This is a genomic window from Pantoea sp. ABR1s (genome assembly GCF_057812235.1).
This window is the reverse complement of sequence record NZ_CM173823.1, coordinates 1,976,982-2,001,254: the sequence shown is the minus strand read 5'-3', so window position 1 is coordinate 2,001,254 and position 24,273 is coordinate 1,976,982. Positions and strand designations below refer to the sequence as shown.

General features: G+C 46.8%; 34 protein-coding genes, 1 tRNA gene and 1 pseudogene. 13 read left to right on the top strand and 23 right to left on the bottom strand.

The features are described 5' to 3' along the window. Positions 1-4: 4 nt before the first annotated feature. The 7 genes from ACXKZD_RS09345 to ACXKZD_RS09315 form a co-directional block, all read right to left on the bottom strand. Positions 5-1,327 (bottom strand): terminase large subunit, encoded by a 1,323-nt coding sequence (locus tag ACXKZD_RS09345; protein ID WP_488982047.1) that lies wholly within the window; start codon positions 1,325-1,327, stop codon positions 5-7. Next, positions 1,327-2,382, bottom strand: a complete 1,056-nt coding sequence (locus ACXKZD_RS09340) for a terminase small subunit (protein WP_488982046.1) — start codon at positions 2,380-2,382, stop codon at positions 1,327-1,329. The genes ACXKZD_RS09345 and ACXKZD_RS09340 overlap by 1 nt, the downstream gene beginning before the upstream one ends. 3 nt (positions 2,383-2,385) lie before the next feature. Further along, positions 2,386-2,637: a hypothetical protein gene (locus tag ACXKZD_RS09335; RefSeq protein WP_488982045.1), complete on the bottom strand. Its 252-nt coding sequence runs from the start codon at positions 2,635-2,637 to the stop codon at positions 2,386-2,388. A gap of 2 nt (positions 2,638-2,639) precedes the next feature. Further along, positions 2,640-3,497 (bottom strand): GREB1-related protein, encoded by an 858-nt coding sequence (locus tag ACXKZD_RS09330; protein ID WP_488982081.1) that lies wholly within the window; start codon positions 3,495-3,497, stop codon positions 2,640-2,642. After that, a complete protein-coding gene (locus ACXKZD_RS09325) occupies positions 3,490-4,296 on the bottom strand; it encodes a ParB/Srx family N-terminal domain-containing protein (protein ID WP_488982080.1) in 807 nt (268 codons plus the stop codon). The genes ACXKZD_RS09330 and ACXKZD_RS09325 overlap by 8 nt, the downstream gene beginning before the upstream one ends. Positions 4,297-4,431: 135 nt before the next feature. Continuing rightward, a complete protein-coding gene (locus tag ACXKZD_RS09320) occupies positions 4,432-4,680 on the bottom strand; it encodes a hypothetical protein (protein WP_488982044.1) in 249 nt (82 codons plus the stop codon). Positions 4,681-4,693: 13 nt separating this feature from the next. Next, a complete protein-coding gene (locus ACXKZD_RS09315; protein ID WP_488982043.1) occupies positions 4,694-5,134 on the bottom strand; it encodes a hypothetical protein in 441 nt (146 codons plus the stop codon). Positions 5,135-5,248: 114 nt separating this feature from the next. Between ACXKZD_RS09315 and ACXKZD_RS09310 the strand changes: the two genes are divergently transcribed. Next, positions 5,249-5,689, top strand: coding sequence for a hypothetical protein (locus ACXKZD_RS09310; protein WP_488982042.1), 441 nt, complete (start codon positions 5,249-5,251; stop codon positions 5,687-5,689). Positions 5,690-5,996: 307 nt separating this feature from the next. On the opposite strand, the gene ACXKZD_RS09305 is transcribed toward ACXKZD_RS09310, so the two are convergent. The 15 genes and pseudogenes from ACXKZD_RS09305 to ACXKZD_RS09235 form a co-directional block, all read right to left on the bottom strand. Continuing rightward, on the bottom strand, positions 5,997-6,530 hold the full coding sequence (locus ACXKZD_RS09305; RefSeq protein ID WP_488982041.1) for a hypothetical protein: 534 nt from the start codon (positions 6,528-6,530) through the stop codon (positions 5,997-5,999). Between the two features lie 104 nt (positions 6,531-6,634). Then, positions 6,635-7,192, bottom strand: a complete 558-nt coding sequence (locus ACXKZD_RS09300) for a hypothetical protein (RefSeq protein WP_488982040.1) — start codon at positions 7,190-7,192, stop codon at positions 6,635-6,637. Between the two features lie 24 nt (positions 7,193-7,216). Then, entirely contained in the window at positions 7,217-7,672 is a 456-nt protein-coding gene (locus tag ACXKZD_RS09295) for a lysis protein (protein ID WP_488982039.1), read from the bottom strand. An 11-nt stretch (positions 7,673-7,683) separates the two neighbouring features. Beyond that, positions 7,684-8,109: a structural protein gene (locus ACXKZD_RS09290; RefSeq protein WP_488982038.1), complete on the bottom strand. Its 426-nt coding sequence runs from the start codon at positions 8,107-8,109 to the stop codon at positions 7,684-7,686. Further along, the gene (locus ACXKZD_RS09285; RefSeq protein ID WP_488982037.1) at positions 8,096-8,401 is read right to left on the bottom strand and encodes a phage holin family protein; all 306 of its coding nucleotides are present in this window, start codon (positions 8,399-8,401) and stop codon (positions 8,096-8,098) included. Before ACXKZD_RS09285 ends, ACXKZD_RS09290 begins: the two co-directional genes overlap by 14 nt. Further along, positions 8,398-8,787, bottom strand: coding sequence for a putative holin (locus tag ACXKZD_RS09280; protein ID WP_287061105.1), 390 nt, complete (start codon positions 8,785-8,787; stop codon positions 8,398-8,400). The genes ACXKZD_RS09285 and ACXKZD_RS09280 overlap by 4 nt, the downstream gene beginning before the upstream one ends. Before the next feature lie 300 nt (positions 8,788-9,087). Then, the gene (locus ACXKZD_RS09275) at positions 9,088-9,723 is read right to left on the bottom strand and encodes a hypothetical protein (RefSeq protein WP_488982036.1); all 636 of its coding nucleotides are present in this window, start codon (positions 9,721-9,723) and stop codon (positions 9,088-9,090) included. Between the two features lie 102 nt (positions 9,724-9,825). Then, the gene (locus tag ACXKZD_RS09270) at positions 9,826-10,608 is read right to left on the bottom strand and encodes an antitermination protein Q (protein WP_488982035.1); all 783 of its coding nucleotides are present in this window, start codon (positions 10,606-10,608) and stop codon (positions 9,826-9,828) included. Next, positions 10,605-10,898 (bottom strand): DUF1364 domain-containing protein, encoded by a 294-nt coding sequence (locus tag ACXKZD_RS09265; protein WP_488982034.1) that lies wholly within the window; start codon positions 10,896-10,898, stop codon positions 10,605-10,607. Before ACXKZD_RS09265 ends, ACXKZD_RS09270 begins: the two co-directional genes overlap by 4 nt. Next, positions 10,895-11,494: a DUF1367 family protein gene (locus tag ACXKZD_RS09260; RefSeq protein ID WP_488982033.1), complete on the bottom strand. Its 600-nt coding sequence runs from the start codon at positions 11,492-11,494 to the stop codon at positions 10,895-10,897. Before ACXKZD_RS09260 ends, ACXKZD_RS09265 begins: the two co-directional genes overlap by 4 nt. A gap of 54 nt (positions 11,495-11,548) precedes the next feature. After that, on the bottom strand, positions 11,549-11,746 hold the full coding sequence (locus ACXKZD_RS09255; protein WP_287061099.1) for a hypothetical protein: 198 nt from the start codon (positions 11,744-11,746) through the stop codon (positions 11,549-11,551). A gap of 265 nt (positions 11,747-12,011) precedes the next feature. Continuing rightward, positions 12,012-12,392: a hypothetical protein gene (locus ACXKZD_RS09250; protein ID WP_449300537.1), complete on the bottom strand. Its 381-nt coding sequence runs from the start codon at positions 12,390-12,392 to the stop codon at positions 12,012-12,014. Positions 12,393-12,779: 387 nt separating this feature from the next. Next, positions 12,780-13,325, bottom strand: a pseudogene (locus ACXKZD_RS09245) (DNA-binding protein); the annotation flags it as partial. A gap of 16 nt (positions 13,326-13,341) precedes the next feature. Next, positions 13,342-13,782 (bottom strand): toxin YdaT family protein, encoded by a 441-nt coding sequence (locus ACXKZD_RS09240; RefSeq protein ID WP_488982032.1) that lies wholly within the window; start codon positions 13,780-13,782, stop codon positions 13,342-13,344. Beyond that, complete coding sequence (locus ACXKZD_RS09235; protein ID WP_488982031.1) at positions 13,745-13,999, bottom strand: Cro/CI family transcriptional regulator; 255 nt, start codon at positions 13,997-13,999, stop codon at positions 13,745-13,747. The genes ACXKZD_RS09240 and ACXKZD_RS09235 overlap by 38 nt, the downstream gene beginning before the upstream one ends. 78 nt (positions 14,000-14,077) lie before the next feature. On the opposite strand from ACXKZD_RS09235, the gene ACXKZD_RS09230 reads away from it, so the two are divergent. From ACXKZD_RS09230 to ACXKZD_RS09175, 12 genes are all read left to right on the top strand, one after another. Continuing rightward, positions 14,078-14,494 carry a helix-turn-helix domain-containing protein gene (locus tag ACXKZD_RS09230; protein WP_488982030.1) on the top strand — a complete coding sequence of 139 codons (417 nt, stop codon included), beginning with the start codon at positions 14,078-14,080 and terminating at the stop codon, positions 14,492-14,494. A 294-nt stretch (positions 14,495-14,788) separates the two neighbouring features. Next, complete coding sequence (locus ACXKZD_RS09225) at positions 14,789-15,127, top strand: hypothetical protein (protein ID WP_425021521.1); 339 nt, start codon at positions 14,789-14,791, stop codon at positions 15,125-15,127. Between the two features lie 194 nt (positions 15,128-15,321). Beyond that, a complete protein-coding gene (gene kil / locus ACXKZD_RS09220; protein ID WP_406549058.1) occupies positions 15,322-15,456 on the top strand; it encodes a host cell division inhibitory peptide Kil in 135 nt (44 codons plus the stop codon). 74 nt (positions 15,457-15,530) lie between these two features. Continuing rightward, on the top strand, positions 15,531-15,845 hold the full coding sequence (locus ACXKZD_RS09215) for a hypothetical protein (protein WP_425035079.1): 315 nt from the start codon (positions 15,531-15,533) through the stop codon (positions 15,843-15,845). 63 nt (positions 15,846-15,908) lie between these two features. After that, positions 15,909-15,987 (top strand) — tRNA-Gln (locus ACXKZD_RS09210). Positions 15,988-16,094: 107 nt separating this feature from the next. Then, on the top strand, positions 16,095-18,455 hold the full coding sequence (locus ACXKZD_RS09205) for an exodeoxyribonuclease VIII (RefSeq protein WP_488982029.1): 2,361 nt from the start codon (positions 16,095-16,097) through the stop codon (positions 18,453-18,455). Next, positions 18,452-19,015: a siphovirus Gp157 family protein gene (locus ACXKZD_RS09200; protein ID WP_488982028.1), complete on the top strand. Its 564-nt coding sequence runs from the start codon at positions 18,452-18,454 to the stop codon at positions 19,013-19,015. The genes ACXKZD_RS09205 and ACXKZD_RS09200 overlap by 4 nt, the downstream gene beginning before the upstream one ends. A gap of 36 nt (positions 19,016-19,051) precedes the next feature. Then, on the top strand, positions 19,052-19,273 hold the full coding sequence (locus ACXKZD_RS09195; RefSeq protein WP_488982027.1) for a hypothetical protein: 222 nt from the start codon (positions 19,052-19,054) through the stop codon (positions 19,271-19,273). 46 nt (positions 19,274-19,319) lie between these two features. After that, positions 19,320-20,150 carry a chromosome partitioning protein ParB gene (locus ACXKZD_RS09190; protein ID WP_488982026.1) on the top strand — a complete coding sequence of 277 codons (831 nt, stop codon included), beginning with the start codon at positions 19,320-19,322 and terminating at the stop codon, positions 20,148-20,150. Next, a complete protein-coding gene (locus tag ACXKZD_RS09185; protein ID WP_488982025.1) occupies positions 20,147-20,419 on the top strand; it encodes a hypothetical protein in 273 nt (90 codons plus the stop codon). Before ACXKZD_RS09190 ends, ACXKZD_RS09185 begins: the two co-directional genes overlap by 4 nt. Positions 20,420-20,770: 351 nt before the next feature. Beyond that, a complete protein-coding gene (gene xisR, locus ACXKZD_RS09180) occupies positions 20,771-20,986 on the top strand; it encodes an excisionase family protein (RefSeq protein ID WP_488982079.1) in 216 nt (71 codons plus the stop codon). 1 nt (position 20,987) lies between these two features. Beyond that, complete coding sequence (locus ACXKZD_RS09175; protein ID WP_488982024.1) at positions 20,988-22,226, top strand: Arm DNA-binding domain-containing protein; 1,239 nt, start codon at positions 20,988-20,990, stop codon at positions 22,224-22,226. 24 nt (positions 22,227-22,250) lie between these two features. Here the strand turns inward: ACXKZD_RS09175 and ACXKZD_RS09170 are convergent, their stop codons facing one another. Further along, a complete protein-coding gene (locus ACXKZD_RS09170) occupies positions 22,251-24,248 on the bottom strand; it encodes an ATP-binding protein (protein ID WP_488982023.1) in 1,998 nt (665 codons plus the stop codon). Positions 24,249-24,273: the final 25 nt, after the last annotated feature.

Here is a 24,273-nt window from a genome sequence, read left to right as displayed (position 1 = left end):
CTGCTTACAGTGCTTCGTAGTTCCCGAACGCGATGATCAGGCCATACGTGTAGCAATCGAAAAGGTCATCGGCGCGCTTGTGCGCCAGCGGATCGGCCAGATGGAATTTGGCGATCTGTTTGAGGAGGTGATTCGCGGTGTCCTGCTTGAACGTGGCGACTTTATCGTATGCCTCGCGCGTGATTTTGCACTTGCCCAGATAATGATGGCCGGACGCCATAACCGCACGCTCATCTTTACCCTTGCTGGTCAGGGCCGACTTTATCGGCTGCATTGCCCAGCCTTCTGTTTCGGCTTTCTGGTTCAGAATTGCGCCCATAGCCGCGTCTTCCATGAAAACGCCCATACTGCCCAAGCGCGGCCGGCACAACTTCGCCAGGCGCTCGAGGTTGTCATAGACGCTGGGCATGTATTCCGGAAGCAGCGACGCTTTGATCTGAGTGATATCCCAGTCGATGATGGTCAGCCGTGGCTCTGAATACGTTTCCTCATAGGCGTAATAGACAAAGCCGGTGCCGTCATTTTCCGAGCCACCTTTCAACGCGGTATCAGCCACCGCAAAAATCATGTCGCACGTAGTCGGCATGCCTACCGGCAGACCGTCCACCAGCAGCTTATCAATATCCAGCAACGCATCAGCGGACCAGTCTATGAATTCGGCGTCAAACTCCTGCTGATAAACGCGCGGATCGTTCGCTGCTTTCTCTTTTTCCAGCTCATCAGGCGGAACAAACGGGTTTGAGGATGTTGGTGCGTGGTGCTCATGAAATCCGAGGCTCTTGTCATGGCAGATCGCATAGAAAAAGTTTTTTTCATCGGTGCCATTAGGTGTTGAGAACACCCAGGCACGACCGCGACGGGTTAAAAGCGTCGGTTTTATCGACTTCGGCCAGATTTCATTGAGCATTTCCGGCGATTTGGTGAATGCTGATTCATCCAGCAGCACCACGTCATATTCACGCCCACGCCCAGCCAGCGGGTTATTGTTTGTAACCCAGAAATCGATCCTCGCGCCGTTCTTCAGACGAATGCGCCCTTCGCTGCGCGATTTCATCTTGACCAGCGGTAATAGCGCTTCTTCCAGGTAGTCGAAAATCTCCTGCTGCTGCTTATACTCAGCGGTGAATATGCCAACCCTGCCGCCCTGTAGCCTTTCGCCACCGGTCTCTTTAAACAGAGAGGTTGCGTAGGATATGGCTATATTGCCCAGAATGGCTGTTTTACCCCAGCGACGACCGCAGCGCACCACGTTGTACTGATGCTGGCTGCCCTCAGTCCAAACAGCTGACTGCGCGGCATGCAGCTTTCTACAGAATATCTGGGCCATTAATCGCCCTCGCCGTTATCCTGAGTGGGCTGAATAGCGCCAGGCACCTGCAGAGCGTTATGGACCACCACCAGCTCTCCCTCTTTACGCCCATTACGGATGGCTTCGATTTCGGCTTTCAGTTTTTCATTAGCCAGGCGCTCATGCTCCAGCCTGAGTAATCTCAACTCCCTCTCCTGCTCACTGACCGCCAGATGATGAAACGCCGCCAGATTTTTCAGTGCTGCGTCCTGATCGCGCATCATTATTTCAATGCCGAATTTTGATTTTTTCACCCCGGCGATTAGTCGGCGTGATGGTCCGGTTAAATCGCGGGTATCAGCCAGATAAACATCTGCCACCCCCTCACCGGCACAGCGTGGGCAATCAGGATTGGGATCATCGTTCTCAATAAATCCCAGGCCGCCGTATTCAGGCTGAGGTTTACCATCCGCCAGGGCTTTTTCTGCCGCGCGGTCATATTCATCAATATCACGCCACTGATAGAGAAATCGTTCCCCCCAGCAGTGTCTGCAGCAGCAACGGCGCATCTGAGAAATCTCACCGGGATCGGCAATAGCAATTTCATGCCAGTGGCGCAAAACCTCCTGGCCGCTCATTACCGCGTCTTTGTGTAGCTGCTCAAGGCCGCGATTTATAGCCCGCGTAATGTTGGGCTTTCGATGGAGCATTCGAGCTGCACGATCTCCCCCCGTGTAACCCGCTTTTTTATAGGCCGCATACTTATCACGCGACTTTAAAAATTCGGCCACAAAGATTTTTTCCTGCGCATTTAAATCTGCGCAAAATGAGGAAGCGCCCGGATCCTGCGCAGTTTTATTTTGCGCAGTCCTTACAGGCTCAGGCTTCTGGCTGGTTCGGGCTTTAGAGGATTTTTGCGCAGTTTTATTTTGCGCACTTTTTTGCGCAGAATTTTTTAGCGGTTTTTTTATATAACGGCGGGCACTGCTGTAGTTTAATCCCTCCTGCTCACACCACGCTTTGGGTGATATACCCGTACTGGCGTGAGCAGCAGCAAACTGAGACTGCAGCGCCCTCCAGTCGGGTTTGCTCATCTATCAGTCCTTACTGGCAGATAATCTCATCAGTTCGTTGTGGGCCTGTGCATCGCCTTTGCGCGCACGCTCATATAAAGCCCGCCTTAGCTCTACTTCTCCTTTCGCTCGGCCTTTCCTCATGGCATCTCTGAATGAGCTCATCAATTCACGGTTCTGTTTGAGGTTAACCAGATCGATATCGAGGACGTCAGCTATCTGCTGTTCGTTCATTCGAAAGGCTGCGAGGGATTCAATTTTTGACAACGGGAGCATGATTACCCCCTGTCGGTCGGCAGGCGTTTTTTATACTTTTCGTCGAGAATTTTTACTGCGGTGTTGTTCCAACTGATCCTGTGATGAATACGCTCATGGGCTAAACCCATTGTTGAGATTTTCACGCATGATGGTGAGTACATCACCGAGTAGAAACTTTTGACGTATGTTCCTGATGCCAGATACAGCTCTGTCATGCCGCCACTGTTCGATTGTGTGGGTTTTTGCAGTAGCTGGACGGCACCGATTGTCAGGAATAACTCACCACGGCGGCCGAGTGTCGTGTAGGTATTCACGTCCTCATTGATACGGCCAATAAACTCAAATGGCCTGTCAGTGGAGCAAATCAGGCTGTTCATGGCTTTCCGTTTCAGCCATGAGGCGTTATTTGAATCTCCGAGGAAATCTCCACCCTGAGCCATTGCGATAGTTTTAGCCGGGATAGACTCGTAATATTCAAGCATCGCCTCCAGTACCGGGTCGAGACGGGTTATCAGGCAATAGTCCTTTTCAAGCTCCTTGCCAACCCTGAACTGAAACGCCGTGTAATCATCGTCCAGCTCGATAAAATATTTGCAGCCCACTTTTTTTGCCAAATCGAAACAGGCATTACGGGCATAGAAAATTGAACGTCGGTCACCAAAATTGTCGGCCTCATCGAACCGGCTGGCGATATCGCTCTTTGAGAAAACTAGCACTTTGTCGCCGAACAATTCCTGATAACGCTCCCGGGTGGTGTCTTCATCGTCTATGACGATAAAATACTTTCCCGTGTAGCCTGATTTTTTTAGCAGATTTAGCGTATAGATTTTATCCGGGCGCCCATGGCTCAGGATGAATGCGCAGAAGTCATCACGCATTTTGTTCATCCCCCTCACCGTGGACAATCTCCACCATTTTTTTAGTCAGGTGGACGAATCCATGTTCAATCGCCTTTTCATAGTCGATTATGACCAGAGCAGACTCCTCAAACAGCGCTTGAACCTCAGCGCTCGCCGATGCGTAGTAATCAGCGATTTTATTGAAGTGAAAAACGGTGTGGCGCTCTGCAGCGCTCAGCAGGAACCTTTCAACCTCAGGCGGGAGTTCTGCTGCTTGAATACGCTCCCGGAGATCCAGAGTTTTATTTTCGTCATACAGCTCTGAAACTGCAGGAACCGTTTCGGATGGCTCATAAACTGGCGTGTCGATTTTTGCAGTGTAGGGATCTTCATCATTGAGGGTTTCGGTTTCGACCTCCACCAGCAATTCGTCCACCTCTTCCAGGCTGAACCCCGTCAGGCTGATATCGAATCTCGCATCTATTAACTCAGCAAATTCCAGCTTTAACAGTTCTGTGTCCCAGCCTGCATTCAACGCCAGCTTATTATCAGCTATACGGTAGGCTTGTTTTTGCTCTGCTGATAATCCCGGCAGGATGATGGCCGGCACATCGGTTATACCGAGCTTTTCAGCAGCCATCACGCGACCATGCCCTGCTATCAGATCCCCTGATTCATCTATCAGTACGGGATTAGTCCAGCCGAACTCAGTAATGCTGGCGGCGATTTGCTGCACCTGCGCTTCTGAATGGGTGCGCGCATTACGTACATGAGGGATGATTTCGCTCAACGATCGGTAAATGATAGTGAGCTGCGGAAAATTTTCTGTTGTGGTCATTTCTGAGAATCCAATAAAATGGCCCGGCTCTGCAGAGCGAGCTGGGCCTTGGTTCATACTCATCATGACTGTTCCGTGGGTATGAATGTCTGTTGGCAGTTACCGCTGCCAGCAGTCGCCCACCTTCATATTTCTTTACGGCGTCAATGCCAGTTGCATCTGTAACGATCCCGCCGCTGCCCGCCCGTAAATCTCTCCCGTCGCTGTGTATGAGTTATTTTTTTCACCACCAGCATAAATCGGGTGGCCTAACAGGGATTCGGGCGGAATGCCGGTTGATTCACAGATATCCCCGTAACCGGCAACAGCTGTGATCAACATAGAATCGGCACCGCTCGCAATGAGCGTCCAGGACGTTCCCACCGTTTTATTTTCAGTAGACATTTTTTCCTCTCATTCAGGGTGCGGCGACTGCGGTGATCACCAGCGTAGAAACCATGTCGCGCAGCGTCACCGTCAGCGTGCAGGTTCCAGCTGTGAGTATGCTCACGGCAGCCTGACCACCAGCGGATGTGCTTATATGCTGTACCATGCTGGGGTTTGATATTGTCCAGACGGCACCGTCTGCGCGCCCGCCTCTTACACCAGATTTGCCATCGACGAGGAACGCTCCCAAGTATTGCCAGCCTTTGGGCGCGGTGGCGTTCGGCATCGCGTAATGCGTTGCATCTACTTGATTGATGTACCACAACGATGCGGGATTCGTGTTGCTGTCGTTCTGGATGAATATCGTATCGGTGAGTGCTTTATCACGACTACCGATAACAATAGCGTCGGCAACTGATAAGCTCTTCATAATGTTGCTGCCAATGGCAATGCTACTTTTGTCAACTATCAATTTTTTTCCATTGGAAATTTGCTATAAATTATATGTTGTGTTTAATTTAATATGTGTTTAAACAATGTTAGCGCTTCAGAATCAGAACTCATCCTTTAAGTGGAGAAATCACATATGTATGATAATAAAAAAAACGAATCGACTGAACTCGGAAAAGCAAATCTACCTTTAGAATCCGCTCTGAATAATCCTGTAGATAGTCCAATAGCTGACCCTTTAGCCGATCCATCAATTGACCCTTTAGCTAATTCCGTTGCCGAACCTGCAGCCGTTTTGAAAGCAAACAAAGAATCACCAATAAGTGAAAAATTTCTAGTTATTGCAACAGTAGTGATATCAATCATATTCTTTTTTATTTACATAAACCATGCAGCCAATGAAAATACTAGCTTTGGGAATAAAAAAGTAATTGGCGGATTAACAATTTACATAACCATCTTATTTATAGGTGTAGATCTTTTACCTTCGAGTTCTACTCGTAAAAAATGGTACAGCATAGCATGCAGATTATTAGCAGTCGGGGCCATATTGTTATCGCTGACATTATTTCGCTAAGATTATTTCTGCAACACATTGCTTTTAACAGCAACCAATAAGATGATTTAAATTGAGAGCATTAAATAGACGATTGGATCGATCACATCTGACGAATTAAAAAAATAAAGCCCTATAAAATACTGACAAGTATTTTTTCTTTCCACACAAAAACAGGCATGATAAAAATCATAAAAATATTTCTTCATGATATACAAAACTCATAATCTTGCATTTAGAGCGATTAGAGGGCGGGAACCTGCTTGATACCTCCAATCCGGTGATACAATAATTTTTCTAGAAAGCCCACCATACTGGTGGCTTTTTGTTAGCTATGGGAATTAAATATTTGAATCATTTCATCCTTTGTAAGCTTTATCTCTCTATTTTCTTCAGAAAAACGTATTGCTGCTTCATCGGCTACCCCAAGGATGAATGATTCATGCGTTATCACCATCTCCTCACACTTAGCTTCAACGGCGCGCCATTCTTCCTCAAATGTCATCCTCGTGTTTTTTGGAAGAGACCTGAAGTAATATCGAAACAATTCTGAAGCAATGAAATAATCTGGCCACGCCCCTTCATAGTCATTGATGAGTTGACGATACATTTCATTATTGATGCTTCCGCAAACTAAGCTTTCTGCTTTTGCGCCAGCCAATAAATTAATAATTCTATTTTTCAGATGATCATTGATGGCGCTTATGTCGGTGAAGTCAGGGTGCGGCTCCTTTTCACAATATGAATTACCCTCCATGGTAGTTGAGATGACTACGTCATTACTAGCCTCATTATGAAACCAACCTGTTATCCAATGACCCGCTTCATGCTTGGCATTAGAAATAGTAATGGCACGCCTCACTAATCACCTTCCTCACTAAAAGAAAAACTCTACCGACTTCACCACGTGGCTAAACGTTCATACTTTTCTGCATCTAAAAATCGGCACCAAATCTGCTGCAAACGCTAAGCCATAGCAGCAATAGTTTGGGATATTCTATCTTTCACTCGATTATTGATCTTTAGCTCGAAACGCTCTCCTGTTGACAACACAGCAAAGCACTTGAGTTTTTTCACCTCTAGGTTTGCCTCTAATAAACGTTTAGCAATCCGTTTAAACCAGCAGCCTTCTTCATCACATAAAATGATACGATAGTTAGCTTCATCGCCATGTTCAAGGCGAATGGGCAGATTATCCGATACAGCATTACGAAATAGTTGCTGAAACTCATGGTCTTTACCGTTCGCCCAACATATATAGCTAAGTTTAACTGAATGAAGAGTTAGACTAACAACGGTAACAGCTAAAACCTGAAAGTCATCTTCACCAGAAAATATCCTAGCTAATCGTACATTTCCTTTAACATAAGACTTGGGTTTACTTAAAGCAATAAACAGGGACACCAAAACTGCAGCAAATGTTGCAATCCCAGAAAACCAAGCTCCCCACATTGACCAAAAGGCCCAATTTGCTGACTCTCTCGCTGCATTAAGAGCTTGAGTTGCTATCTCGCTTTCTGTCATGTTCACTCCTTTTAAGAGTGCATCTTACATCAAACATTGCTCATTAATGTACTGCTGCAGCCCGGCTATTTGCTTTTTGGCGATTTCAATTCGCTCTCTGAGGGTGAAATAATTCCGTTGAGCGGAGTCAGTAAGTCTGGAGCTGGCTGCATCATCCATGCTGGTGGTGCCGGTGCCGGATTGCTTCGCACAAGCGGCGTTGAGCTGCAACCGGCGCTTGCCAATAGCAACATCATTATGCAGCTGATCGATAGTTGCTTTAGCATCAGCTAATTCCTTTATGTATTTCTCATCCAGAGCAGCCACATTGCGCTGGCGTGTCTGCATATCGGTGATAGTGTCCGCCTGCTGCCTTGTCAGTTCCTGAGCATGCTGTGCAACGCTTCTCCAGGCTACAGCTTTATCGTAATAGTGGTTAGCAGCCCAGCCAAGCGCCAAGATGACTGCTATAAGGACTCCAGCGAGCCAGAATTTACTCATCGACTCTGCACCTAAAACGAACCAGCTAAATCGAGAGCGCTGATGAATACATCGTATCCGTAGGGTTGAGAGCCGTTTTCGTGTTGGATGATGGCTTGCAGTAGCGAAACTAGTTTACGGTTGTCGGCCAGATCAATCGGCTCATTTGCTCCGGTATTGGTAGCCAGCGACACACTGTTAATGTATGCCTGCGTATTGTTCTCCTTAGGCGGTGCCCAGCGCTTGATCATGCCGGTGATCGTGCGCAGCCCATATTTGCTCTGATAATTGCGAAGGATGACGATCATCGCGCGAATACCGTATTCTGGCGAGATGAACTGGCAGAACGATTTATCAGTGCGCTGGGATTTTGGTACCAACCCCTGCCACTCATCGCCCCAGCGAATGTTTCCAGGGTTGTTGTTGCGGATGCCGCGTGGTTTTTTATTGGCTGTCATTTTTACTACTTCCCTCCGTTGGATAAGAAATAATGCGCGCAACGTTTCCGCGCGCCGCAAACACCGCAATGCATATCAGAGCGTTAGCAACAACCACTGGCCAGCCGCTGACGTGGTAATGGCCGAATAACCAGAGCAGTCCAAAGTTGCCGTAAAACAGAATCAGACCAGCAGCAATCCATGAGATACTTGGTTTATGCGTTCTGCCTGCTTTACTAAAGAGCATCAGACGCAAAGAAATAACTGCACAAATGGCGACATCAATTACCGTCAGTAGATCGTGGCTGATCATGATTGTTCCCCCATCCATTTTTTGACGAAAGGCAGTTTTGAAATACCGCCGTTTTTCAGCCAGAAATAGCCTTGCACCGCAGCAGCGGAAATGATTACTGCTGCCAAGGCATCCAAGGGTTTTTCGCGATATTCGAGATAGTCCTCAATTTTGTCCGCAACAAAACCTGCACCGAAAATGCCAGCGGCGTAACCAAACAGGAAATAACCGAATATCTGTCGCCTCGTCAGGTCACTGGCGGTAACGATAAAACACATCGATCCAGCAAACGCTCCAAACGCGATTGAGTAATCTACAGAGGTGATGAATCCCACCAGCGCAGACGTGACAATGCCCCAGCCAGCTACCGTTCCCACAGTAGCGCTGGTGCTCAATGGCTCAGCCATTAATATATCCTCTGACTTCGAAATTTTTTTACAGGGTTGAGATGGTTTTGCCTGGCTTGGAATATGGCAAAATCTTTAATTTGCTGTTCAGCCGTTTTCTGGTTCTTTTATTCAGAAACCGTAGATGCGTTGATATTTCGAGTGTATTTGGTGGTCATTAAAAGTTATGAGATGGAGCATCCTACCGGATTTAAACCAGCGTCATTTGGTTTGAAGCTAGAGATAATTAGCCACTGTACGAAGGATGCAGAAACGAATAAGGCACCGCCTAAGCAGTGCCTTTGAAATTTTTTCTAATGCCTATCGGGTTCTCTCACCCCTAAGGCTCGCAATACGCGAGCCTTGGTATGGCCCACTATAATGCGCGATTGAAAAATAGCCATTAAGAGAATAAGTACCCCTCGACCAATTTAACTGCGCATCAGCATCGGGATTTTTTAAGAAACTAATTTCTAGACCAGTGCAATGGTTTTCAAAACTAGGTCTCTGTTTACGATCTGTTCCTTCAAAGCACTCCGTCCATATAAACAATTTTTTCCGATCAAATGTTTTTTCACCTTCAAGAATCGCTTCTTTAGTCTCGTCATCATAAGAGTCGAATTCCTCTTGAGATAACTCGGGTTCTTCATCAACGTCCACAGAATCTTCGTCAAAATAGACATTGAGATATACCACCCTAGAGACGTTTGAGCTTATGAAGTCTTCGAAGTCATGCGCATTTTTACTTAATGAGGAAATCTCGGTTGAATCTATATATGCATTATCTAAAGGAAAAGTTGGGGTTTTGCTGGATTCGTAGGCTTTTATTGCATAAATACAGGCTAAAACTGACGACACCGTTCCGACAGCAGTCATTATTGAGTTGAATGAAATTCTTCTTAACAAAACCACACCTAAACTTTTCCGTAAGCCATAAAGTCCGAAAGTTGTTGTCACTAGAAATGGACCCGACCGGAGCGAGGTCTTAAATGAATTTAGTGGCGTACACGCAGAACCCCCACTATTTATTCATAATACGCCAGTTTTATGCAAAGTCAATTATTTTGTTGCCTGCCTGAATATTGCATCAGCATGACTCTCTTCGATTTCACATTTCGCCACCAGCTTCTCAAAGAACGGTTTCCAGTTCCGGGACCAGGACGACTGCGTAAGGTCCGGCACCAGCACATTGATAGCTCTGAATGCCGTGCTGGATGGCATACGACGATAACCCCGCCCGGTGCAGCGTTCGCACTTTTTATCGACCGGCACACCACGGCGGGCTGATTCTACCAGGTCGCGCACGCGGCCTGTACCATTACAGCGGCAACGGGCCTTTACTTTGCCCTTACCGTTGCATGCGGTACAGTTTTCACGAACTTCCTGAAGGTTGTATCGGGGTAGAATTTTTTCTTCCCCGTCGAATCCACTGATATAACCTGGATATATAACTACCCGCCGCTTCTCTACATGATAACCACGCCCTTCACAGTATGGGCATTCTCTGTCCGTGGCCGCCGAACGGGAGAACTCATCAAAAGCAAGTTTCGACAGAACGATAAGGCAGCTATTCAACCTGCTGCCCGCCGCTTTGCGGAGCAGCTTTGGTGCAGTACGGTTAGCGTATTGCATCAGCTGCTGAACCGTCCTAATTGTGTCCTGCTCACTGTTGCCCGTCTTTGCCATCACGGCTGAAATGCCGAACGGTGATTTTGACTGGCAGAATCCGATGGCACCCATTAAATCGGTACCGGTCAGTGATTCGCTTCCTGTTGCGCGTGAAGAGTCGGTAAGGCTCTGACTTTTTGGATTGAAATACTTCAGTGCTGATTCAATTTTCATGTAATCAATTCCTCACGTTCCCAGATAACGAGCGTGCGCAGAACGCCCTCAGCATGCATCAGGCGCAGTTCAGCGTGGGTGTATTCAGTTTTGAGGCGACCATCCACAGCTGCGTGGCAGTTGTCGCAGCCAATTGCACCGTTCAGATCACTGGGTTTGATACCTGTGCCGCATAAACCGCTCAGGCGATAATGGGCCAGCACGCTGGACTCAGGATTGAAGTTACACACACCTGGAATGCGGATTGTGCATTCGCGCCCGCGAGCTGCTTTGCGTAGATTTTTTTTCATGCGGCAAACTCCATGAGCTGCGCCGCAATGTTTTCGACTTCTGCAGGAGAGTTAAATTTACGGAATAAAATATAATTCCATAAAACGTTCAGCACTGATTTATAGAGATGGCTGAATTCGATCTCATCCATGCTGGCGAATGAAATAGATCTAGCGCGGCGGTTACTGCTGCCGTCAGGATAAACGTGCTCGGTGTAGTAACCCGCCTGGATGGTTACCCATTCCCGGAATGCCTCGAACGACTTCAGCAGGGCAATATCATGCGAGCGAGTATGTCCCGTATCTGCCAGATATTGCTCAGCGACATCGTAAAGCGGCGAGCTGTGACTCTGCCCGACACTTTCGCAAAGGTAGTTGATAAACCCGCTAATGAGTTGATGCTCTTCCGGCTTAATCAGCCCCCCTACTGGCGTCCAGTAGTCGAATCCGAGTTGCAGTAGTGCGAAGAGTTTTTTGTGAAATTTATAATTGCGAACGCGCCGGAAATCAGCATGAATCCACTCACCGATTTTAATGCGCTGCAAATACTCGCTGTCCTCCGGTGTCGCCGGGGCCAGCGAAGAGGGGCCATTTTTTACAAATTGTATGCGTGCCATAAATGATTCCTGTGGCACAGCGATTTCTCAGTAGGCTGTTCAGACCTTGGGAGATTATAAACGCTCACCGCACCCATCAACAAGGTAAATTCCCATTGACTCACAACGTTCTTTAAACGAACTGAAACTGGTAACGAACTCATCGGCAGCCAGTACAAATCCACTCAGAAAATGGCCTTCGCGGTTTCTAAAAATCACAACAGGACGCTCATACTGATCAATCCCAGGAATTTTTTCGTCAGGAATAAACATTTAACAATCTCGCTTAAAAATTAAATCCCATACAGATACATCCTTGTTGCGCCGGAGTATTTAACTCTCAAGAATTCGTTAACACAATTGTTAAAATAGAATAAAATTTGACCATTCGGTTTGCGTAGTACTTTTGAGGTAAGAATTTTAAATGAATATTAAACGCGCCGCCATAACTCAAACTTATACTCCTGAAATAACTTACAACTTAAATCACTTTATTTAAATAATTTTTTATGTCGGATACCAAACTGGAATATTAATATTACGATGTGGTTGATGTCCTCACACTGCTGATCAGCTGATTAAACTCATCGACTAGTTCGAGAGACTTAAATTCATCGCTGGTGAAATAACTGCGGCAGGGTTTGCTTTTTTTCTCATTGCGCCCCTGAATTCGCTGAGAGTGTCCATAAAATTTTGGGCTAACACTTTTTAGACGGTACGCACGGTGCCGGTTTTTCATGGTTAGTTCGAGATTACAGTTCACCGAGTCTTTAATGGTTTTCAGCGCCACCCACAGGCTTGATGGCTCGTATCCGGGATATTTCCTGCCCACGATAGCGTGCATTTCCGGTACGGTGAGGGTCTGACCAACAATGAGTTCAGCCAGCTGAGCACCTAAAATTCGAACTCCTGATTTCATAAAATTTCTCCTGAGTATTTCGAAACGCACTTCCTGAGCACGCTGCGGGTTATCGCCGGTTCATCCTCCCCGGAACCCATCCGGGATGTCATAATCCATGCTCTCTGAAGCCATGGAGTCACTACCTGGCCGTTCGTCGTTCCAACGCTCGCCATTGAGATACGAGGCTGGCAGCAACTTGTCGAACCCAAAAACTTTGGTACTGAGTCGCAGCTGAATATCGTCAGCCAGCATCCTGGCAAAAGCATCAGGCGGACCGTTGTTAAATTTTTTCCAGGCCCGGTACTTTTTTTCAAACGCGGGCAGCGCTTTGACCTTCGCGATCTTCCTGAGTCCGGCAGGCCAAAATATTTTTTCGAATGCCAGCTGGATTTCATCCGATGGATCATCGTCGGTTCGATTCGGTGCATTTTTTGAATCGGACTTATTTTTATTTTGTTCCTGATCTTGTTCCTGATCCTGATCTTGGCTTGGAAGCCCCTTAGAAGCCCCTTTAAACCCCCTTTCACTTACGCGCTTAATAACAATGTGAAAATCATCCTGATAACGGGCAAAAAAGTCAGGCAGAAAGGGGTTCTCCGGCAGGGATGCATACTCATTGCGCACTCCGGCACAACGGTTATCACCAGGCTTGAGGGAGCGCCCTACCTGATACGCTGCCATTTCATGCACCCAGACCATCTCGGATTGCTCGTCATAGCTACAAAACCCCGCTTCGATGGCCCTTTTAAGCCCCTTCGAAGCCCCTTCTAAGCCCAATCCTGTTTCATGTGCAAGATAGAGTACTGGCAGGTAATACAGACCTAACATATTGGCGTGAGGTGACGTCATTAAATAAAACGCCACCACCTGCGCCTCCGCTCCCGCATTTCTTAACTCACGACCTGTTTTCCCCAACCAAAATTGAGGTGATACGGTTGCGTAATCACGCATAACTTCCCCGGTTTAATCATCGCGTTGCAACACCACAAAGCGGTTCTATGACCGTTTTGATGGCAACAAACGCGGATATAGCTTCGTTTAGTTCTTTCAATGCAATGGCTGGGGCGGCGCGAAGAAGAATGGCATTAACCGCTTCAACGCTTTCTTTAGCAGCAAATGTTGCTAATAAAACGGGATCATCCGGTGATTCGAGTTGATACCGCCTTTGCACCGGCAGAGCCGCCAGAACACAGGGCATTAACTCTTTGGCCTTTCGCTGGTAGTAAGCGGTCTTGCCACGAAACGCTCGCTTAATCGTTTGTTCCACGTTGTGTAACCCCGCAACAGTACGTGCTGATTTTCGAAAATCAGCATGGTGTTCAGCGATCAGCGCAGCTACGTTTTTCCAGCCGATCTCAGCGGCCCACTCCTCAAGTTCCTGCTTCACTTCCCTGTGATTGATTTTCATGAATCAGATTTCCGTTTCCGTTTCGTTTAGCCTGTTCCCTCAGCACATACACTTGGGGGTCGTATAACAACACTCCGCTTGATGCCAACTGAAGACGCATCGCTCGCTTTTCGGGAACTAATTCACCCCATAGCGATACTGATGATGGCCTTACGCCCGCAGCTTCAGCAAGGCGAGTAGTACCACCAAAAAATTTTAGAGCTTCTGTTTTAAGCACCCTGTCCCTCCTTAGGTTTACCTAAGATTATTTGATATTAAAGATTCCTAAGTCAAGAAAAAATTAGTATTACCTAATATGGAAAAAGAAACTTTCGGCGAGCGCCTGTTAAAGCGACGCAAAGAACTGAAACTCTCGCAAGCTGCTTTAGGCAAGATGGCTAAGGTGGCTCACGTTACAATCTCTCAATGGGAGCGCAATGAGACGCAACCTACCGGAAAGCGCATGTTTGCGCTAAGCAGCGCCCTCCAGTGCACTCCGGCATGGCTGCTATTCGGTGATGAAGAGCATGTCCCACAAACGCCCGTTGTCACACCACCTCAACAAGAGCTAACTCCCATCCAAAAAGAACTGCTTGAGCTTTTTGATGCTCTTCCTTCATCTGAGCAAGAGGCTCAAATAATTGAATTACGCGCACGGGTGGAGAATAACGAAAAGCTTTTTCATGAGCTTTTGCAGGCACGAAAAAGACAGAGAACAAAAAAGCGTGACTAATTTTCATACAATTTCACTCCCCTCTCTACAAAACTTAAACCTCTCACTAACACCTTAAAAGGCGAACGCTCCTTTCTGGTGTTAGGGCTCGCCTGTAAATATCTTTTTTAATATTTAAAAAACAATAACTTGGCTTAACTTCACCTTAAAAACTTAGGTTTTACTACAATTTATTGTTGATCCACTCCTTAGGTTATACTAATTTAATGCTCACCAGCAGACATCACAGCACAGTGATTTCTCAGAAAAAACGTTCCGCTGGCCCGGCGTGAGGGCAACATTAAGGGAGAGACAATGAGCACAACACGTATTGCATTGATTGAGGCATACCAGGCCGCAATTATCTCAATTGCCAAACGCTGCACCCTCAGTAAAGCCCGCAGCGCCGTTTCAGCAGCTGAGCGCGCTGCCGGAACAGGTTGTGTTTATACCTGGGGTGCCAGTACCAAAACGGATTTTCTTGAATATTGCGCAGTCCGCATTGCTGATCTGATCGCTCATGACCACGCCGAAGCGCTGGAAATGGATAAACAGGCTACTCATTTTCGCAAAGAGCAGGACGCACTGACTAAGCGCGTTGCCGCCATCATTGGCAAAGGTGTAACGCCAGGTGTCAATAAAGCTCCAGTTTGATTCGCCTACACCAGGGCAATACGGGCGCCATTGGCGTCGCCGGACCCGTAACCGGCACAAACAGAAAGCTGATTCAGGGAGGCATATATGTGGTTATACGGACTGTTTGGTCTAATCGGCTGCTTTATGGGTTCGGGTCTTACTTTGCTTGCTGTTGGCCTTATCCACGCTGCCGGTAGCAACGAGGGTGAAGCATGACAAAACATCAGGCATTAATTGCCGCACGCAGCAAAGCTGCTATAGCAAAGTTTCTTGATGATCCTGTTATGTGGAAAGAGGCATTGCGATTGTATTTCTATGCAATTGGCGGACAGGCAAAACATCATTAATTAATTTTTATTAAACGCAAAAAAACATGCCGCCCTGCGGTAGGGAATCACTCAATCTTTTTTAAGGAAATATCATGAAAGAGTTCAATGGAATCACGCTTGAGACATTAATCAAAATCCCTTTAAAAACCATCTTCCTTTTTACGCGCAATGACGAGGCTGTGGGCTACCTCATTGCCGAAGAATCAAATCAGGGTAATGAAACCGTCACTATTTTTACTCCTTTCACGGCTAAAGGGCTTCATGCCGAAACCCGCTGTTTTAAATGCGCTGTGAAATCCCTTATCCGACTGCATGAAAACTCTGGTGATTTCCAGCCCTGCGACCGTCGCCGCCCAACCGTCGAGATTGAAGTTCACGTTATCTCTTTTGGTCGCCAGCTTCACTGATTCACAGCTGCCCCGTTCGCGGGGCACTGCAACCGCGTGCGCATTATTCAGTGTCCAGGCGGTTGTGGTGTAGCTCAGCGGAAGAGCGCCTGGCTTTGGCACAGGGTACGGGAGGTCACCGGTTCGAATCCGGTCACCACATCTGAAAGTGAAGAATTGCTGTGTGTAGTCTTTCCCCGCGTCGCCGCGGGGCTTTTTAAAACGTATCTGTATGCGTTTTACAAAGCCAATAATTAAAGGACGGAAAAAATGCAGACTTTTATTATTTATATTCACCCAGAGGCACCAGATTCCGAACTACCGGAATTTGTGACCGCAATTCAGGCGCGCACTGAGTTCCTGGCAAAAGCGCAGGCCATGAGCATGCTGGAAAGTGAATTTCCTGAAACGGCTTTTGAGTACGCTGAGCCTCTGAGCTGCGCTGATCGCCCAGGTCTGGACCGCCCGAAAATGAACGTTCTTGATGCTGAGTTTATGAAAACTCATATCTGGAATGAAGAAACGCAGGAGATCCAACCATTAGCAGAGCCTGAAGAAAAAAGCGTTAACTTTGACGCCCTGCCCTCTGGCACGAAAATGGCAGTACTGGTCCGGTTCGGTACCACTGAAATCACCTCCAGCCAACTCAAAGACGCGATATCACTCGCACAGGATGAGGCTAACTCATTTGAGGTCCACATGGTGGAGGCGTTAAGTCGCACTAAATCTATCGCGGCAATGCACCCTGAAATTGTGCTCGAACTGATTAGCGACCTCGGCAACAACTTCGAGCCTGGTGATAACTGGCCTCAGATGAAAGCATTCATTGAGCGCTGGCAAAAAGATCGTCTGGCAGCGCGTAAGGACTCAAGCAATGTAACTCCCCTGCGCACGGCCTCAGGTGCAAAAGCTGGCGGTAATATTGTCACCGACCGTTCCGCTGACCTGACGCATAACCATGACAGTCTGGGCCTGGAAATTGCCGCAGCGCTACTCCCATTCGAATTTGATATTTACCAGATTCCGGCAGCGGTTTACCGCCGCGCAAAAGAAATGGTGACGTTGAAGGAGCAGGATTGGGCTGCATGGAATCGAGCCATGATTGCCACACCTGGTATTCTGGATTATTCCCGCGCTGCGATTATGCACTGCGTCAGAACTGCGCCAGAAAACATTCACCTCACTGCTGGCGCATTGCAGCAGCACATCAACAAAACCCTTACTGAAACAGATCACGCAAATCCTCTGCCTGAAATCGTAGCAATTGCGTGTGGCCAGCAGGTCGTTAAACCAGGGACTGATAACGATGAAACCAAACCGGACGATGAAAGCGAAAAACAGACACTGGCTGATGCAGCGGGCACAACTGGAACAGTGGAACCGCACTCAGATGAACCGGATGGCGCAGCGTCGGGCGTGGCGGATGTACCACCTGTAACCGAGCGCACCGGCCCGTTTTATGCTCGCAATGAGGCTGGCGAGGTTAAGCGCTGCAATAAACAAAAAGCACTGGAGCCGCTTCTGGCGCAGGGTTACACCGAAATAACCAAAGACGAATATTTACAGCTTAAAAACAAGTCTTCGGCACCAGCTACCCCACCCGCTGAGCCTACCCCACAGCCTGAGCAGAACAAGCCGGTAGTAAACGATCTCGGTAATGGCCGGTTCAGCATCGAGGGGCTGATTTTGACGCAGAATCCTGCACCTCAGGTGTCTTACCCTGCACCCTCAAATGAGGTGGAGAAACCGGAAAACGTCGCCCCAGCGCCTTCTGCGGAAACATTTCAGTCAATCGGGGCAGCATTAGAAAAAGACCTGGCTGATATCGGCGACAACATGAAAATCTGGCGCACTGTGATGCGCACGGACCCGCGTTATACCAAGGATCTGGCGGGTGTTGGGTTCGAGGGTACCAGCATTAATGCTGAATACATGATCATGCGCGCTACTGAGATTTTCGGTCCTGTTGGCACTGGCTGGGGATATGAGGTTGTCGAAGACCGCATGTTGCCAGGTGCTCCAATGAGCGAAGCAATTTACGAAGATAAAAAATTTATCGGAAACAGAATTCTTAGGGATGGTGACGGCACGCTCATCACCGAACAAAACCACAGTATAAAAATTAAATTCTGGTACGCAATAGAGGGTGAAGTACGCGGGGAAGTTGAAGCGTATGGAGCCACAAAATACCTCTACAAAACTAAACATGGGATCACCTGCGATGGAGAGGCGCAGAAAAAATCCCTGACTGACGCTATTAAAAAAGCCCTTTCACTCCTGGGCTTCTCCGCCGATGTCTGGCTGGGCCTATATGACCAGGCTGAATATAAAGCTGAAAACGCCCTGGAATTCGATATCCGCAATGCAAGCGATAAAGCAGAAGACGTCACTCGCATCCGTAAAGAGCTGGACGAAAAATTCAAAGCAAATACGGAAAGCATGCGCACAGCCGTAACGCCTAATGAGGTATCAGGCATCGCCTCATCTCTCACTCGCGTTATGGGTATTCACCTCAAAGCAGCTCGCGAGAAAGCTGATACCGAATATGCCAAATATCTGGAAGGCCGGTTGCGCCGCCTCGAAGAAGTTAAAGCCGAATGCCTCACTAAATTGCAGGAGAACGCAGCATGAGCAACCGTACTATCGACCTCGCATTAGAACTCAGCAAACTGGAGGCTCTGGCCTCTGATGATGGCGAGCTGACCCCAGAAATGATCGCCGACACCCTGGAGGGCATTGAGGGGATGCTCGAAGATAAATTTGACGCCACTATGAACGTTATCCGCAGTTTTGACACCAAAGCAGAGGCCTGCAAAAAAGAAGCGGCTCGTCTGGCAGAGCGTAGAAAACATTGGGACCGTCAGACATTCGCACTGAAAAAATATCTGCTTGAATGCCTCATCACCTCTAACCGTACAACGTTTAAAACCGCGCTGAATACCTTCACAGCTCGTAAAGGCTCAGAAAGCCTGGTGGTAGACAATATTGATCTCATTCCTGACGAGTTTGTTGAGTCAACTACCGAAGTTGTGACTAAAACAAAAACTGATGAACTCAAAAAGGCGCTGCGAGATCTCAATACTCAGATCGAAGCATACAAAAACGAAGGAAAAGAACCTCCAGAGGAATTACTGAAAAAAATTCCCGGTGCGCATCTGGAAACTGGGCCGCAGACATTACAGGTCCGTTAATTGCCCTAAATAAATGTTCCGGGAGCGGAAGTAGTAATGAGCGACGATTTATTTCATGAACTCGCCTGCGACACATTATACCGGCCTGATGATGGTTTTGATTATACCTCAACCATCATTTGGGAAATGCGCGCCGGTATGCGCAGGCGTTGCGGTGACGAAACACAACGACCTCAGCCGATCAGGATTGTAGCTAAAAATAAAAAGGAAAGAGCCAGGCGCATTAAAAAACGCAGGAAGAAAACCATTTTGATTTAAACCCTCAAGTTATGCGTCACTGCCCAACTTATAAAAAGGAAAGAATATGGCTAATTCATTTAAAAAAATGATTAAAGAGAAAATAATTTCTCGCAGCGATAGCGGCATGTTTATCAGTCTGGATAACATTCACGTCAAAGAAGGTTTTAATAAACGTGATGACGACGAGCGCACCCGCCTTGCTGATGATGACCTTTTTGCATTTCTCATGGCTGGTGGAACCGTTCCGGCGATTGAAGCCGTGGCGCGAGACGACGGCGGCGTATGGGTGGTAGAAGGCCATCGCCGCCGTCGCTGCTATGAACGCTGCCGCGCTGCAGGTAAACCGGTAGAGCGTATTGCTATCGTTCCATTTGTAGGAAGTGATATTGATCGCCTGGCGCGCATCATGACTTCAAACAATCAGCTTTCTCTCAGCCCTATTGAACAATCGGCAGTCGTTAAAGAACTTGCAGCATTCAATTTGAACACCGCCGAAATAGCTAAATTAGTCCACAAATCAATACCTACTGTAGAGAAGTTGCTGGCCCTGAGCACTGCAAACCATAACGTGCAACAGCTTGTTAAGGATGGCGAAGTTTCAGTAGATGTTGCAGTGGACCGTGTTAAAGAGCACGGCGAAAAAGCGGCTGACGTTCTTGAACAGGATAAAAAAGCTGCCGCTGCAGCCGGTAAGAAAAAAGTAACTCGCAGTGTTATCACACCTGAATTAAATGCGAAGAAAGCCAGGCGCGCAGTAGCCATTTTATCGGGCGCACTTACTGGTGAGGATGAATGGGAGTTCACTCCAGACACCTGGAGTGAGCTTTGTGAAATCATAAATGAACACAGGAAAATTAATAGCGTGTCATCTGAAATCAAGGAAGAGAATGTATGACAGTACAGAGATTTAACGCTGTTGCCGCTGCCGCAATCATGCCAGCCACTCAAGGTACATACGTCCTCGCGTCGGAATATGACGAAATTCTGCAGCAGAACGCTCGGATGCGTGAGGCGATTGAATTCGCAATCGCGCCGGACCTCTGGATGTTGATTTGCGCCGATGAGGGCGCATGGCGTTACAAACGCGGCGTACCTAAATACCAAGACGTTTTACGTCGAGCTTTGGAGCCCACCAATCTGCTCAGTGCTGATAAGGATATTTAGAAATGACAGTGAAAACTCACACCGGAACAGTGATCACGAACACCGGAAAAAAACAGGTCAGATTGCACCAGAACGCCACAACCTGGGTAGTTAGCGGCAAAGAGTACTACTACAAAGAGACGGGCCTTCGTGGGGGCGCAGGAGGCACACGTGCCCGCCTGCTATTGAATAGCATTGTTCCGTTATAAGTTGATCAAAATCCAAAGCATGCCGAGTAACGCCTGAATTTCCTGCTGCACGCAACTTAGCATGGCGCTTGAGCTATTCGGTTCATTACAAAATTGGGTGATTTTTAAGAATCAATTTTTCCCCGGCCAATCTGTAATAATGATGGCCGGTCATGGGTTGAGCATGACACAGATTAATTTGCATGTTGAATGGGTGGTGGAAATAGGACTCACACACCTGACTGGTTTAAGTGACCGTCAAATTGAGAACTACCGGCAAAACTGCTGGATCGAAGGGGTACATTTCAAGCGCGTCTCACCAAAAGGTAATGCGGGAAATAAGTGCAGAACGATTTGGTACAACTACCCTAAAATTAACAGGTATATTCAGGACTGGTAAAATGGCAGTGTTACCTACAGGCGTGGAAATCAGGGGCAAGAGCATCTGTATCTGGTTTATGTACCGGGGTAAACGATACAGAGAAATCCTCAAAGGATGGACGGCCACGCCTGCTAATATTCGTAAAGCGGGTAGCCTGCGCTCAGTAATTGTCAGTGAGATCAATCTAGGTGAGTTTGATTATCAATTGCGGTTCCCCTCTTCCCGAAAAAATGTCGGGATGCCTACTACTCTGGCAATTAATACTTTCGGGGAACTGTGCGACGCTTGGCTGAATATAAAGAAAACAGAACTCACTGCAAATACAGTACGCAAAACTCTGTCGCAGATAAAAACTTTAACTTTTATAGTCGGCGCTGACACACCTATCACAGATATCAGGCATAGCGACATCCTCAACTACAGGCTACAGATACTGGATGGCGACACTCTCTATCAGGAGTCCCGACGGTCCAATAAAAAAGGCAGAAGTGTCCGTACCGTTGATAACTACGTGTCCCTGCTGAATGCTCTTCTACGCTTCGCATATTTATCTGGCTACATTGCCAATAAACCGTTTGAGGGGATTAAGAAACTGCAGAAGTCACGGGCTAAGCCCGATCCCCTGACAAAAGCAGAATTTGGTCAGCTGATGGCTACGGAGAGCGGCCAGAGCCGTAATATGTGGCAGTTCGCCATTTATTCTGGGCTGCGCCATGGTGAAATCGCGGCGCTGGCCTGGGAGGATGTTGATCTGCAGAACGGCATTGTGCATGTGCGCCGCAATCTGACCGCGCTCAAAATGTTCGGCCCACCAAAGACAAGAGCCGGTGATCGCACTGTTAAACTCCTGCAGCCAGCGCTTGATGCGTTGAAGGCTCAGCGAATGATCACCGAGCTACAGCCGCGCACTACGATAATTTTTCATCACAGAGAGTATGGATCGACTGAGAAGCAGAAGGTAAGGTTCGTTTTCGTGCCCAGACCGCAAAAGGGTGTGCAGAAACCTTTCTATTCCCTTTCGTCCATTGGTGCGCGCTGGAATGCCGCTATAAAACGTGCTGGGATTCGCCGCCGTAATCCGTACCATACGCGGCATACTTTTGCCTGCTGGTTGTTATCGGCTGGTGCGAACCCCTCTTTTATAGCTAATCAGATGGGGCATGAAAACGCGCAGATGGTTTTTGAAATCTACGCGACATGGATTGAAGAGTTGAATGGCGAGCAAATTGATATGCTAAATAACAGGTTAGCTATTTAGACCCAATAGTTAGGGGCATTTCCCCTATACTTTTGCAGCGGGTTTGATAGCAGGCTTTGGGATATACTCTTTATGCGTCCTTTCCAAATATCCATATGCAGTTTCTCTGCTTGCCTCATATTTTAGTTGCTTTTTGAAGAAGCTTAATCTTGCTCTGGCAGCATTAATAACTTCTGCCCACGTCATCACCCATACTTCAACATTTATATCGGCATCATCCATTACCTTTCCTTTTTCACGCCCCCTTTGATTAGTCTTACGCGCAGCAAACTGGTCCATCGAATTTGAAACAGCTATAAATGTCCATTTTGATTTCGCATGGTCAAATCGCTCATCCGCACTAACAGCCATGGCATATTTTTCAACCTGTGAAATCACATCCATATCAACCTTTTGTGAGGGTCTTTTTAATTCTATAACTAAATATTCTGTATAACCTTCACTGGGTTGTCTGGATTTAGCAAACATTAGATCGACCCTGCCCCTCTTACCGCCAGGAAGGAGAACAGGTTCTAAAACCTCGTCTTCTGTCGTCTCAGCTTCTCTTTTACCTAAATGCTTGATATGCTTCTGCAAAACTTCCTCTAACCAATCTTCACTTCCGGCCAAGAAAAAGTCTTCTCTAAATATCCATGTTTCCTTTTCAAGAATTTTATGTAACTGATCTCGCTCTAAAAAAGTTCCTTTAGTTTCAATGTCATGTACACAATTGTCTAGAGCATTTAAGAAATTCAACCGATCAGTGACTACTTTAGAAGCACTAATAATTGAAGAAAGAGTTGTTCTTTCAAGCAATTCAGCCAGATCGTCTTGCTCTTTTTTCTTCAACTCTAAAACTTCAGTTATTATTTTCTGGACTGATGCTGGATTTTCTTTTATAGCTTGGGAAAGGAGTTTAAAAGTAAACTTTTTGGTGGTTTTATCAGCGGAGTTGAAATTTTTTAAATAGCTCTGAACATTCACTGCCAGAATGTCAAAAACTTGTCTTTCAATAACATCAGCAGGCTGCAGGTGTGTGTTTTCATCATAGGGATATATTTGCTCTTTTTTCCACTCATCCACAACTTGTGATCTATCATGCAATGCGCGCTCAAGGAAATGCTCTTTGGCTACTTCTATTGCTGCATCTTTTATTTTTTTTATCTCAGGAACCAAATCACTTAGACTTAATTCATTTGAAGCTGCCTTTTCACGGAAATAATCGCATTTGATATATATTGTAAAGTCGTATCCTGGGGCTCGGATAATGGGCCCTACCTTTTCTTTGAAAAGAGAAAAGCCATTTTCATCACAATAATGTATTTCTCGTTGCACCTTTTGATTCCATTCAATTATCGAAATAGAGGCATTAAAGCGCACACCATCTTCTCGGCCAACTTCTCCAATTTCGTAATCGCTTTTATCTGACCAGGCATCATTAGCATTAACTATTTCAGAATTAAAAGAAAGCTTTCTTGCTGGATATTCGATAAGGAACAATGCAAATTCTTTAGTGAGTGCAGGGATAATATCTTCGCTTTGCAATTCCTTCGCTGATTCAGATAAGTTGGTTATTTCGACAATTGTTCCAGTCAGTCTTTCATCACATTCATGATGATCCCCAATGATAAAATCACCGATACGATTTGCATCGGTGGTAATCGTGTAGGTGAAAAAACTTCCGCTTCGCTCATACACCGTTTTCCAACGTACATTTGCACCTAATGATAGAGACTTGAATCGACCTTGACCGAACTGACCATGTAGCGATCTATCTCCATTAAGCCGAGCCTGCTTCTTCCAAGACTCACCAAGATTACCAAAGACATCATTCACTTGTTGAAATGGGATGCCTGAGCCCGAGTCCTTGATTTGAATACAAGAAATACTACCGAGAAGAGGCTCAAGCTGAGTGACAACCTCTACATTTACAGATTTTGCATCGAATCCATTCCATATCAATTCGGATAAGGCGACGATTGGCTTAGCATTAGCAATCGAAGCCAAATGATCGCTACCAGCTCTGACGGTAATTTTAGACATATGTTAATCCCTTAAAATGTTATCC